This is a genomic window from Streptosporangium saharense, from assembly GCF_014203715.1.
Lineage (GTDB): Bacteria > Actinomycetota > Actinomycetes > Streptosporangiales > Streptosporangiaceae > Streptosporangium > Streptosporangium saharense.
On record NZ_JACHJP010000008.1, the window covers coordinates 275,152 to 287,571 of the forward strand.

Annotated in this window: 8 protein-coding genes; 7 read left to right on the forward strand and 1 reads right to left on the reverse strand. The window is 70.5% G+C overall.

The window, feature by feature from the left end; genetic code table 11:
* Positions 1-213: 213 nt before the first annotated feature.
* The 6 genes from FHS44_RS30335 (at position 214) to FHS44_RS30360 (ending at position 11,163) form a co-directional block, all read left to right on the forward strand.
* Positions 214-990: a thioesterase II family protein gene (locus FHS44_RS30335; protein WP_184720845.1), complete on the forward strand. Its 777-nt coding sequence runs from the start codon at positions 214-216 to the stop codon at positions 988-990.
* A 50-nt stretch (positions 991-1,040) separates the two neighbouring features.
* The gene (locus tag FHS44_RS30340) at positions 1,041-1,277 is read left to right on the forward strand and encodes a DUF5988 family protein (RefSeq protein ID WP_184720847.1); all 237 of its coding nucleotides are present in this window, start codon (positions 1,041-1,043) and stop codon (positions 1,275-1,277) included.
* Between the two features lie 31 nt (positions 1,278-1,308).
* Positions 1,309-2,970: a methylmalonyl-CoA mutase family protein gene (locus tag FHS44_RS30345; protein ID WP_376771620.1), complete on the forward strand. Its 1,662-nt coding sequence runs from the start codon at positions 1,309-1,311 to the stop codon at positions 2,968-2,970.
* Positions 2,967-5,081, forward strand: a complete 2,115-nt coding sequence (gene scpA / locus FHS44_RS30350; RefSeq protein ID WP_184720851.1) for a methylmalonyl-CoA mutase — start codon at positions 2,967-2,969, stop codon at positions 5,079-5,081. Before FHS44_RS30345 ends, scpA begins: the two co-directional genes overlap by 4 nt.
* A gap of 33 nt (positions 5,082-5,114) precedes the next feature.
* Positions 5,115-5,567 carry a methylmalonyl-CoA epimerase gene (gene mce, locus FHS44_RS30355; RefSeq protein ID WP_184720853.1) on the forward strand — a complete coding sequence of 151 codons (453 nt, stop codon included), beginning with the start codon at positions 5,115-5,117 and terminating at the stop codon, positions 5,565-5,567.
* Between the two features lie 145 nt (positions 5,568-5,712).
* Positions 5,713-11,163, forward strand: coding sequence for an ATP-binding protein (locus tag FHS44_RS30360; RefSeq protein ID WP_184720855.1), 5,451 nt, complete (start codon positions 5,713-5,715; stop codon positions 11,161-11,163).
* A gap of 42 nt (positions 11,164-11,205) precedes the next feature.
* Here FHS44_RS30360 and FHS44_RS30365 read toward each other — a convergent pair whose 3' ends face one another.
* Positions 11,206-11,724, reverse strand: a complete 519-nt coding sequence (locus FHS44_RS30365) for a GNAT family N-acetyltransferase (protein ID WP_184720857.1) — start codon at positions 11,722-11,724, stop codon at positions 11,206-11,208.
* 212 nt (positions 11,725-11,936) lie between these two features.
* Between FHS44_RS30365 and FHS44_RS30370 the strand changes: the two genes are divergently transcribed.
* Positions 11,937-12,395: a hypothetical protein gene (locus FHS44_RS30370; RefSeq protein ID WP_184720859.1), complete on the forward strand. Its 459-nt coding sequence runs from the start codon at positions 11,937-11,939 to the stop codon at positions 12,393-12,395.
* Positions 12,396-12,420: the final 25 nt, after the last annotated feature.

Genomic DNA, 12,420 nt, shown 5'->3' on the forward strand with positions numbered 1-12,420 from the left:
CCGACGGCACGTGAGGCGGGACACGGAACACGCGTCATAGGTGTCTCGCGAAAGTCTTGCCGAGCCGTCGGCGGGGGCCGCACCCCTACGTTTCCCCTACGTGCCCTTGTCCCCGTCCGGGCCCACTGAGGGGTTGTCCATGTATCCGGCCTGCCTCAGCCTCTGATTGAAACAGCCCCAAACAGCTCCCGATCGGGAGAGCGACGGAGCATCATGACGCTCACCAACGGCGCGGCTGACACCTGGATCCGCCGCTTCCATCCGGCCCCGGCCGCCAGGGTCCGCCTGGTCTGCCTGCCCCACGCGGGTGGTTCGGCCAGTTACTGGTACCCGATGTCCACCGCCGTCGTCCCGGACGTCGACGTCCTCGCGGTGCAGTACCCCGGCCGGCAGGACCGCCGCCACGAACCCTGCGTCGAGACCATCGAGACGCTGGCCGACCTGGTCACCGAGGCGCTCCTGCCGTACCGCGACCTGCCCGTGGCGTTGTTCGGCCACAGCATGGGGGCGGTGGTCGGCTTCGAGGTGGCCCGCCGCCTTGAGGCGCTCGGCACCCCCGCGGCGATCCTGTTCGCCTCAGGGCGCCGCGCGCCCTCCCGGCACCGTGACGAGGACGTCCACCTGCGGGGAGTGGACGGGCTCGTCGCGGAGCTTCGGAAGCTGGACGGCACCAACCCGCGCGCCCTCCAGGACCCGGAGCTGCTGCAGATGATCCTTCCCGCGGTCCGGGCCGACTACAGGGCGGTCGAGACCTACCGCTACCGGCCGGGACCGCCGCTCTCGTGCCCGATCCACGCCCTGGTCGGCGACGACGACGAGAAGGCGACCGTCGAGGAGGCCCGAGCCTGGCGCGAGCACACCGTCGGCGGTGCCGAACTTGACGTGTTCCCCGGTGGCCACTTCTACCTGACCCAGCACCAGGCGGCGATCGTCCGCCTGGTCACCGACCGTCTGCTGTCCCCGATGGCCTCGTCGACCGGACAGCGGTAGCAGCGCCGTACAGCAGTCGTGCGGCGAGCCGTACAGCAAAGGAGAGATCCATGCCCCAGAGCCAGCCGGCCGTCATCCTGCGCCCGAACGTCGTCCTCCGCGGCGGGTCCGTGCCGAGCATCCCGGAGGAGCAGCGCACCCGTCACGTCTTCGACCCCAGCCAGCCGTTCACGCTGCCCATCGCCAACCGCTACGAGCACTTCGAGCCGACCGGGGAGACGGTCTCGCTGGACGGCCTCGAACTGCGGGTCATGCAGTGGGTGAGCCGCACGTACGTGGCGGAGTGAACCCCCGGACACCCCGAATCGGATGATCAACGTGGACAGTGCAGGAACGACGGCGTACGAGCGCTGGCGGGAACTGGCCCTGGGGGTGCTCGCCAAATCAGGGCTGCCGCAGGAGGCGCTCACCACCACGACCTACGACGGCGTCCCCGTCGCGCCGCTCTACTGGGAGGCGGGTCCGTGGGCGCTCACCCCGCAGGGGCGGGCCGGGGAGTGGGACGTCAGGCAGCGGCACGCCGGTCCCGACCCGGCCGCCGCCCGCGAGGCGGTCCTCGCCGACCTGGAGAACGGCGCGACGTCACTGTGGCTGGTCACGTCCGGGTCGGCCGGGATCACCCCGGCCGACCTGCCCCGGGTCCTGGACGGCGTGCTGCTCGACCTGGCCCCCGTCGTGCTCAAAGGGCCGGGCGCGGAGGTCCTGCTGGGGCTGCTGCCCGGCGAGACCCCCGGCGGCACCCTCGGCCTCGACCCGGGTGACCCGCTGGTACCGCGCGTGGCGAGGGAGTTCCGTGGGCTGCGTTCCGTCGTGATCGACGCGCTGCCCGCGCACGACGCGGGCGGCAGCGAGGGTGAGGAACTCGGCTGCTCGATCGCCGAGGGGGTGGCCGCGCTGCGCACCCTGACGGCGGCGGGACTGAGCGCGCAGGAGGCGTACGGCCAGCTTGAGTTCCGCTACGCGGCGGACACCGACCAGTTCCTCACCGTCGCCAAGCTCCGCGCCGCGAGAAGGCTCTGGGCGCGGGTCGGCGAACTCGTCGGCGCGGAAGGACCGCAGCTCCAGCACGCGGTGACGTCGTCGGCGATGATGACCGCCCGCGACCCGTGGGTGAACATCCTGCGCACGACGGTCGCGTGCTTCGCGGCCGGTGTCGCCGGGGCCGACGCGGTCACGGTGCAGCCGTTCGACGCCGTTCTCGGCGCGCCGAGCGCCCTGGCCAGGAGGCTCGCCAGGAACACCCAGACGATCGTCATGGCGGAGGCGCACGCGGCCAGGGTCGCCGACCCCGCGGCCGGGTCGTGGTACGTCGAGGAACTCACCGCCGAACTCGCCACCCGGGCCTGGGCCTGGTTCCAGGAGATCGAACGGGCGGGCGGCCACGCCACGGCGGCGGAGAAGCTGATCCCCGAACGCCTTGCCGAGACCAGGGCCGCCAGGCTGGCCGACCTGGCGCACCGGCGCCGCCCGATCACCGGCGTGTCGGAGTTCCCGAACCTGGAGGAGGTCCCGCCCACACCCGGCGGGCCGGGGCCGGGACTCGCCTCCCTGGGGTTCCGGCGTGCCGAGCCGTACGAGGAACTGCGTGACCTGGCCGACGCGGCCGTCGCGCGGACCGGGGTCCGCCCCGCCGTCTTCCTGGCCGCGCTCGGCTCCCCGGCCCGGCACGCCGCCCGGGTCGGTTTCGCCACCGGCCTGTTCCAGGCGGGCGGGTTCGCCACCCCCACCGCGACCGGCGCCCCCGCGGAACTGGCCGCCGCGTTCACGGCCTCGGGCGCGCGGGCGGCCTGCCTGTGCGGCGACGAGCGTGACTACGCCGGTACGGCGGAGCGGACGGTCGTGGCGCTGCGCGCGGCCGGTGCGACCACGGTGATGCTCGCCGGGAGGGCCGACATTCCCGGCATCGACCGCACGATCTTCACGGGCTGCGACGCGCTCGGCGTCCTCCAGGACCTGCACGGCAACGGAGCCACCCCATGATCCCCAACTTCTCCGACCTCCCGCTCGACGGTGATCTCGCGGTACGGCTTCCGCCCGGCGACGGGCAGGGCTGGACGACGCCGGAGGGGATCACCGTGCGGACCCGCTACACGGCGGCGGACACGGCCGGATGCGCGTCGCCGGGGTTCCCCGGGCTCGCGCCGTTCACCCGGGGCCCCTACCCGCTGATGTATACGACGCGGCCGTGGACGATCAGGCAGTACGCCGGGTTCTCCACCGCCGAGGAGTCCAACGCCTTCTACCGCCGCAACCTCGCGGCCGGGCAGAAGGGGTTGTCGGTCGCCTTCGACCTGGCCACCCACCGTGGCTACGACTCCGACCATCCTCGGGTCGCCGGGGACGTCGGGATGGCCGGGGTGGCGATCGACTCGATCTACGACATGCGGCAGCTCTTCGACGGTATCCCGCTGGACCGGATGAGTGTGTCGATGACCATGAACGGTGCCGTGCTTCCGGTGCTGGCGCTCTACATCGTGGCGGCCGAGGAGCAGGGGGTGGCGCCCGAGCAACTGGCCGGGACCATCCAGAACGACATCCTCAAGGAGTTCATGGTCCGTAACACCTACATCTACCCGCCCGGTCCTTCAATGCGGATCATCTCCGACATCTTCTCCTACACCAGCGAGCGGATGCCGAAGTTCAACTCCATCTCGATCTCCGGGTACCACATCCAGGAGGCCGGGGCCACGTGCGATCTGGAGCTGGCCTACACCCTGGCCGACGGCGTGGAGTACCTGCGCGCCGGGGTGGCGGCCGGGCTTGACATCGACCGCTTCGCCCCACGTCTGTCGTTCTTCTGGTGCATCGGCATGAACTTCTTCATGGAGATCGCCAAACTCCGGGCCGCCCGGCTGCTCTGGGCCGAGATCGTGGCCGGGTTCGGCGCCAAGAACCCCAAGTCGCTGTCGCTGCGCACGCATTCGCAGACGTCCGGCTGGTCGCTGACCGCGCAGGACGTCTTCAACAACGTGGTGCGCACCTGTGTCGAGGCGATGGCCGCGACCCAGGGCCACACCCAGTCGCTGCACACCAACGCCCTGGACGAGGCGCTGGCCCTGCCCGGTGACTTCTCCGCCAGGATCGCCCGCAACACCCAGCTCCTGCTCCAGCACGAGTCGGGCACCTGCCGGGTGATCGACCCGTGGGGCGGCTCCTACTACGTCGAACGCCTCACCCATGAACTGGCCGCCAAAGCCCGCGACCACCTCCGGGAGGTCGAAGCCGTCGGCGGCATGGCGAAAGCCATCGACCAGGGGTTGCCGAAGCTGCGCATCGAGGAGGCCGCGGCCCGCACCCAGGCCCGCATCGACTCCGGGCGCCAGCCGGTGATCGGCGTCAACAAGTACCGTCCCGACGCCGAGGAGCCCATCGAGGTCCTCAAGGTCGACAACAGCGCGGTGCGCGACCGGCAGCTCGACAAGCTCCGCAGACTGCGCCAGGAACGCGACGGCGGCGCGGTCGCCGCCCGCCTGGCCGCGCTGACCGAGGGAGCGGCGGGTACGGCGAACCTGCTGGCGCTCACGGTCGAGGCCGTCAAGGTAGGGGCGACCGTGGGTGAGGTCTCCGAGGCGTTGGAGAAGGTCTTCGGCAGGCACGCGGCGCGGGTCCAGACGATCTCCGGTGTCTACCGGCAGGAGGTGGGTTCCGGCGTGGAGGAGGTCCGTACGGCCTGCGCCGAGTTCGAGCGGTCGGAGGGCCGCAGGCCCCGCATCCTGGTCGCCAAGATGGGGCAGGACGGCCACGACCGGGGGCAGAAGGTGATCGCGACGGCCTTCGCCGACCTCGGGTTCGACGTGGACGTCGGCCCGCTGTTCCAGACGCCCGAGGAGGTCGCCCGCCAGGCCGTCGAGGCGGACGTGCACGTGGTGGGGGTTTCCTCGCTGGCGGCGGGGCATCTGACGCTGGTGCCCGCGCTGCGGAAGGCGCTGGCGGAACTCGGCGCGGAGGACATCATGATCGTCGTCGGGGGAGTGATCCCGCCCGGCGACGTCGCCGAGCTGCGCGCGGCCGGTGCCGCCGCGGTCTTCCCGCCGGGCACGGTGGTCACCGAGGCCGCGCTCGCCCTGCTGGCCAGGCTCGACGGGAACTGACCCTTGTGCGGGAACCCAGAGGAGGTGGGACGCGTGTTCGTACGAATCGATCATGTCGGCATCGCCGTACACGACCTGGAAGAGAAGATCGAGTTCTTCACGAAGACCTTCGGGCTGACGGTCGTCGCGCGCGAGGTCAACGAGGAGCAGGGCGTCAAGGAGGCGATGCTGCGCGTTCGCGACGGCAACTACATCCAGTTGCTGGAACCGCTGACCCCCGACTCGCCCGTGGGTAAGTTCCTGGCCAGGCGGGGCGAGGGGGTGCACCACGTGGCGTTCGGAGTCCCGGACGTCGCCGAGGCGATGCGGGTGATCGACGCCAGGGGAGTCCGGCTGCTCGACGAGCGGCCCCGGCACGGTTCGATGGGGTCGTCGATCGCGTTCCTGCATCCCAAGGACGTCACCGGCGTGCTGACGGAGCTCGTGCAGAGCGATCATCCGAGTCGGCCTTTGTTTCATGGAAACAACGATTCTCCGGAGGGATAGTGGCTTTTCATCGGTTTCTTTCTCCCGGGTCCGCCGTACGATCGGATGCGCTGTTCATCGCATGACAGTCAGTGTCCGCACTGCGGGGTGGAATGTGGGCACGGGGTGTAATTCCCTCTGGTGCAGGAGATGAGAGGTCGGTCGAGTGTTCCGCCGTATTGTGATCGTCAACCGTGGAGAGGCCGCGATGCGGCTCATCCACGCAGCCCGGGAACTGGCCGCGGAGACAGGGAGCACGATCGAGACGGTCGCCCTGCATACCGACGTGGACCAGTCCGCGATGTTCGTCCGTGAGGCCGACATCGCCTACAACCTGGGTCCTGCGGCGGCTCGGCCGTACCTCGACCTGAAGGTGCTCAGGCGCGCACTGGTGGAGACCGGGGCGGACGCCGCCTGGGTCGGCTGGGGGTTCGTCGCCGAGGACCCGGCGTTCGCTGAGCTCTGCCAGGACATCGGGGTCACCTTCGTCGGCCCGAGCGCCGAGGCCATGCGCAAGCTCGGCGACAAGATCGGCGCGAAGCTGATCGCGGAGGAGGCCGGGGTCCCTGTCGCGCCGTGGAGCCGGGGGGCCGTGGAGTCCCTGGACGCCGCCCTCGCCGCCGCGGCCGAGGTCGGCTACCCGCTGATGCTGAAGGCCACCGCGGGTGGCGGCGGGCGGGGCATCCGGGTGATCACCAACGACGCCGAGCTGGCCGACGCCTACGAGCGCACCAGCCAGGAGGCCGCGCGGGCGTTCGGCAGCGGCGTCCTGTTCCTTGAGCGCCTGATCACCGGCGCTCGGCACGTCGAGGTCCAGGTGATCGCCGACGGCCAGGGCACCGCGTGGGCGCTCGGCGTCCGTGACTGCTCGGTGCAGCGGCGCAACCAGAAGATCATCGAGGAGTCGGCCTCCCCGGTGCTCAGCGCCGAGCAGAGCGCCGAGCTCAAGGCCTCCGCGGAACGGCTGGCCGTCGCGGTCGGCTACTGCGGCGCCGCGACCGTCGAGTTCCTGTACCACCCCGGCGAGAGGATCTTCGCCTTCCTTGAGGTCAACACCCGCCTCCAGGTCGAGCACCCGATCACCGAGTCCACCACCGGGTTCGACCTCGTCAAGGCCCAGTTGTGGGTGGCGGCCGGGAACCGGCTGGTGGGGGAGCCGCCGGTGGAGCGCGGGCACGCCGTCGAGGCCCGGCTCAACGCCGAGGACCCCGACCGGGACTTCGCGCCCTCCCCGGGCCGCATCGCACGCCTGAACCTGCCCGCGGGACCCGGCATCCGGGTGGACACCGGGGTCGGCGAGGGCGACACCATCCCCGCCGACTTCGACTCGATGATCGCGAAGATCATCGCCCACGGCCGTGACCGTGGTGAGGCCCTCGGCCGGTTGCGCCGGGCCATGGCCGAGACCACGGTGATCATCGACGGCGGCACGACCAACAAGAGCTTCGTGCTCGACCTTCTCGACCAGCCGGAGGTCATCGACGCCAGCGCCGACACCGCCTGGATCGACCGGGTCCGCGGCGAGGGACGGCTCGTGTCCCACCGGCACTCCGCCGTCGCCGTGGCCGCCGCCGCCATTGCGGTGTACGAGGATGAGGAGCACGTCGAGCAGCGGCGCCTGCTGTCCACGGCCTTCGGCGGCCGTCCCCAGGTGCAGCACGAGAGCGGCCGACGGCTGAAGCTCAAGTTGCGTGGCGTCGGCTACCAGGTGCGGGTCGCCAGGGTCGGCGCCCACCGGTTCCAGATCGTCATCGAGACGGGCGAGGACGTCCGTACCGTCAACGTCGAGCTGAACCGCATCGACCGGCACACCGGGCAGATCGTGGTCAACGGCGCCAAGTATCGCCTGGTCACCGGCACCCACGGCGCCGTGCACCTGGTGGAGGTCGACGGCGTCACCCACCGGGTCAGCCGTGACGAGGGCGGCGTGCTCCGCTCACCCGCCCCCGCGCTGGTCGTCGCCACCCTGGTCGAGGTCGGCGCCGAGGTCGAGGCCGGGGCTCCGGTGCTGGTCCTGGAGAGCATGAAGATGGAGACGGTGCTGCGCGCGCCGTTCCGGGCCCGGCTCAAGGAGTGCATGGTCACCCTGGGCAGCCAGGTGGACACCGGAGCCCCGCTGCTGCGGCTCGACCCCCTCGCCGACACCGAGGACACCGAGACCGTCGAACGGGTGGAGCTCGACCTGCCCGCCGCGCCGAAGGAGACCCCGGCCCGCGACCGTGTACGGCGTGGCCTTGAGGACCTGCGCAGCCTGCTGCTCGGCTTCGACGTGGACCCGCACAACGAGGGCCGGGTGCTGGAGGACTACCTCGCCGCCCGGCAGGCCGTGGTCGAGGACGGCCACAGCCCCCTCGAAGCGGAACTGCGCCTGCTGACCGTGTTCACCGACCTCGCCGAGCTGAGCCGTAACCGCCCACCCGGCGAGGAGGTCGGCGGCGAGAGCCACGTGCACAGCGCCCGCGAGTACTTCCACACCTACCTGCAGAGCCTCGACGTGGAACGCGCCGGGCTGCCGACGACGTTCCAGGACAAGCTGGCCAGGGTGCTCGGCCACTACGGCGTCACCGACCTGGAGCGCACCCCGGAGCTGGAAGCCGCGGTTTTCCGGATCTTCCTGGCCCAGCAGCGGACGTCGACAGACGCCGACGTCATCGCCTCCCTGCTGCAGGTCTGGCTGCGCGAGTCGCCGCCCGCCGAGGCGCTGCGCGAGCCCGTCGGTCTCGCCCTGGAACGCCTGCTGTCCGCGACCCAGGTCCGCTTCCCCGTGGTGTCCGACCTGGCGCGTGGCGTGGTGTTCGCCTGGCTCGGCCTGCCGCTGCTGCGCCGTAACCGGGCCCGCGTCTACGCCGACGTCCGCAAGCACCTGCGCTACCTGGACGCGAACCCGGACGCCCCCGACCGCGCCGAGCGGGTCGCCGAGATGGTGCGGGTCACCGAACCCCTGGTCCGGCTGCTCAGCCAGCGCCTCGCGCACAAGGACCTCGACAACACGACCATGCTGGAGGTGCTGACCCGGCGCTACTACGGCAACAAGCGCCTCGTCGGCATCCGCACCGGCAGGCACGCCGACTGCGCCTTCGTGTTCGCCGAGTGCACCGACTTCACCGTGGTGTCCACCGCCGTCGGCTTCCACGCGCTTGGCGACGCGCTGCGCGGCCTGGCCGAGCTGGCGACCGGTGAGGAGCCCCTGGACTCCGACATCTACCTGGTCTGGGAGGACCAGCCGGAGGACTTCGCCGACGTGGCCGCAGAACTGGGCAAGGTCGTCGGCGCGCACCCGCTGCCCCCGCAGGTCCGCAGGCTCACCCTGACCGTCGCCGGTCGCGGCGGCGCGGCCATGCACCACCACGTCACCTTCCGCCCCTCCGACACCGGGATGGTGGAGGACCGGCTGATCCGCGGCCTGCACCCGTACATCGCCCAGCGGATGCAGATGGAACGGCTGCGCAAGTTCGACCTCACCCGCCTGCCCTCCTCCGACGAGGACGTCTACCTGTTCCGCTGCGTGGCGAAGGAGAACCCCTCCGACGACCGTCTGGTGGCGTTCACGCAGGTCAGGAACCTCGTGGAGCTGCGTGAGCACGACGGTCGCCTGGCCGCCCTGCCCACCGCCGAGGACGCGCTGGCCGCCTGCCTGGACTCCATCCGCCGCGTCAGGGCCCAGCGGTCCTCGGCGCCCCGCTTCCTCACCAACCGCGTCGTGATCTACGTCTGGCCCCCCAGCGACATCACCCGCGCCGAGCTGGAACTGCTCGCCAAGCGGGTGCTGCCGACCACCATAGGCGCCGGGCTGGAGGAGATCCTGATCATCGCGCGGCAGCGCGACCACGGCACCGGTGAGCTCAAGAAGATCGCCGTGCGCGTCTCCTTCAGCCTCACCGGCGGCACGGAGCTGCTCATCGGCGAGCCGTCGGACGAGCCGGTCGAGCCGGTCGACGACTACCGGCAGAAGGTGCTGCGCGCGAGCAGCCGCAACACGGTCTACCCCTACGAGCTGACCGGCCTGCTCGGCGACTTCGTCGAGTACGACCTCGACGGCGACGCGCTGGTGCCGGTCGAACGGCAGAAGGGACGCAACACCGCGGCGATCGTCGCGGGCGTGGTCACCACGCCGACCACGCGGCACCCGCAGGGCGTCACCAGGGTCGTGCTGCTCGGAGACTCGACGAAGTCGCTCGGCGCGCTGTCCGAGCCGGAGTGCCGCCGGGTGATCGCCGCCCTGGATCTGGCCGAACGGCTGCGGGTGCCGCTGGAGTGGTACGCGCTGTCCGCCGGGGCCAGGATCTCCATGGAGTCCGGCACGGAGAACATGGACTGGGTGGCCGCCGCGCTCAAGCGGATCGTCGAGTTCACCCAGGACGGCGGCGAGATCAACGTCGTGGTCGCGGGCATCAACGTCGGCGCGCAGCCGTACTGGAACGCCGAGGCCACCATGCTGATGCACACCAAGGGCATCCTGGTGATGACGCCTGATTCGGCGATGGTGCTCACCGGCAAGCAGTCGCTCGACTTCTCCGGTGGCGTGTCGGCGGAGGACAACTTCGGCATCGGCGGCTACGACCGGGTGATGGGCCCGAACGGGCAGGCGCACTACTGGGCGCCGAACCTCACGGCCGCCAGGAACCTGCTGATGTCGCACTACGACCACACCTACGTCGCGCCCGGCGAGGACGCGCCGAGGCGGGCCAGGACGACCGACCCCGTTGACCGGGACATCTCGGACTTCCCGCACACCCTGGACGGCAGCGACTTCACCCGGGTGGGGGAGATCTTCTCCGCCGAGGCCAACCCGGACCGCAAGAAGCCGTTCGACATCCGGACCGTGATGCGGGCGCTGTCCGACCAGGACCACCCGGTGCTCGAACGCTGGGCGGGCATGGCCGACGCGGAGACCGCGGTGGTGCAGGACGCGCACGTCGGCGGCATCCCGGTCTGCCTGCTGGGCATCGAGTCCCGCTCCGTGCCCAGGCGCGGCTTCCCGCCCACCGACGGCCCCGACACCTACACCGCGGGCACGCTGTTCCCGCAGTCGTCGAAGAAGGCCGCGCGGGCGATCAACGCGGCCAGCGGCAACCGGCCCCTGGTGGTGCTGGCGAACCTGTCGGGCTTCGACGGCTCCCCGGAGTCGATGCGGAAGCTGCAGTTGGAGTACGGCGCGGAGATCGGCCGGGCGATCGTGAACTTCCGTGGGCCGATCGTGTTCTGCGTCATCTCGCGCTACCACGGCGGCGCGTTCGTGGTGTTCTCCAAGGCGCTGAACCCCGGCATGACCGTGCTGGCCCTGGAGGGCTCCTTCGCCTCGGTGCTCGGTGGCGCCCCCGCCGCCGCGGTGGTGTTCTCCGGCGAGGTCGCGGCCAGGACCGCGGCCGACCCACGGGTGCGTGACCTGGAGGCCCGGGTCGCGGCCGCCGTCGGCGGTGACCGGGCCGCGCTGAGCGCCGAACTCGACCAGCTCCGCGCCACGGTCAGGTCGGAGAAGCTCGGCGAGGTGGCCGGGGAGTTCGACCGGGTGCACAACATCGAACGCGCGGTCGAGGTCGGCTCGGTGGACGCGGTGATCCGCGCCGCCGAACTCCGCCCCCGAATCATCGAGGCCATCGAAGCCCGCCTCAGATAACCAACCGCCGGGCACGGTGTTCACCGTGCCCGGCACCTACGCTCATTCCCCGTTCAGGACCTGGTAGAGAATGTGTTCCTGCCATTCTCCGGCGATTCTGAGGTACTGCGGGGCGATTCCGTAGGGGATGAATCCGTTGCGTCTCAGGACTCGTTGGGATGCCGTGTTGTGGGCGAGTGTTTCGGCCTGGAGGCGGTGCAGGCCCAGTTCTGTGAAGGCGATCTCCTTGGTTTCGGACACGGCTTCGGTGGCGATTCCCCGGCCGTTGTGGGACTCGCTGACCCAGTAACCGACGCTGCCCGACTGGAAGGCGCCCCTGGTGATGCCGCTGATGTCGATCCTGCCGACGAGGGCTCCGGCGCCGTCGAGGATCGCCAGCGGCAGCATCGTGCCTTCGGAGTGTGCCCTGAGCGCCTTCTCAAGGAGGTCGCGCTGCGCGGCGACGGTGAAGAAGTCGTCGGTGCGGGCGGGAACCCACGGGGCCAGGAAATCGCGGTTCTCACGCAGCCGTTCCGCCAGCAACGGCGCGTCGTCCACAGAAACAAGTCGCGTACTGCTCATGATCCTCCGCGTGCGGAAACCCACTTCGCCGGTGACGTACGGCGGGCGCACCGAACCGGTTGTGACCAAGGGAAAGCCGCTGATTCACCGGGTCGCATACACGACATGCGGAGATCCAGCCTCGCGGAGAATTTCCAAAAATCTCCACGGTGTTTATAAGGCAAATAGAGCAGCAAACTCCGGGCACCCATTAGAACGCCGAGGGGACCTCCATGTCCACCAGCAGAACGTTTCGGATTCTCCGCCGCACCATCCTGACCATCACGGCGGTGATGGTGCTGTTCGCCACGAATCTCACCGGCGCGTCCGCGACGCGGGCCCTGACCGGCTGGGCCTGTTCGACGCCGCCGGGCTATGTCTACGACGAGGTCCAGTACAGCTACCAGTGCAGCCAGTCGAGCTGGACCTCGCCCGTCTACCACGTGCTCGCCCCCTACGACGGCCTCACGGCCTGCGTCAGCGCGACAGGCTGGACCTACGACCAGATCACCTACACCTCCGGCTGCAGCTTCCTGGGCACCACGGCCACGACCTTCCATCTCAGGCAGCCGGTCGACGGACTGTGGGCCTGCGTCGTGCCCAGCGGCTGGTCCTACACCGCGACCGCCACGACCTTCGACTGCAGCTACACCACCGGCGTTCCGTCGACCAAGTTCCAACTGGTCCACTGACCCCGGGGCAGCACTGGCCGGGTGC

What these genes read in the sequence shown, in the direction of transcription:
- FHS44_RS30365 (WP_184720857.1), bottom strand. Translation starts at nt 11,724, where the DNA reads ATGAGCAGTACGCGACTTGTTTCTGTGGACGACGCGCCGTTGCTGGCG.
- scpA (WP_184720851.1), top strand. Translation starts at nt 2,967, where the DNA reads ATGATCCCCAACTTCTCCGACCTCCCGCTCGACGGTGATCTCGCGGTA.
- FHS44_RS30335 (WP_184720845.1), top strand. Translation starts at nt 214, where the DNA reads ATGACGCTCACCAACGGCGCGGCTGACACCTGGATCCGCCGCTTCCAT.
- FHS44_RS30370 (WP_184720859.1), top strand. Translation starts at nt 11,937, where the DNA reads ATGTCCACCAGCAGAACGTTTCGGATTCTCCGCCGCACCATCCTGACC.
- FHS44_RS30340 (WP_184720847.1), top strand. Translation starts at nt 1,041, where the DNA reads ATGCCCCAGAGCCAGCCGGCCGTCATCCTGCGCCCGAACGTCGTCCTC.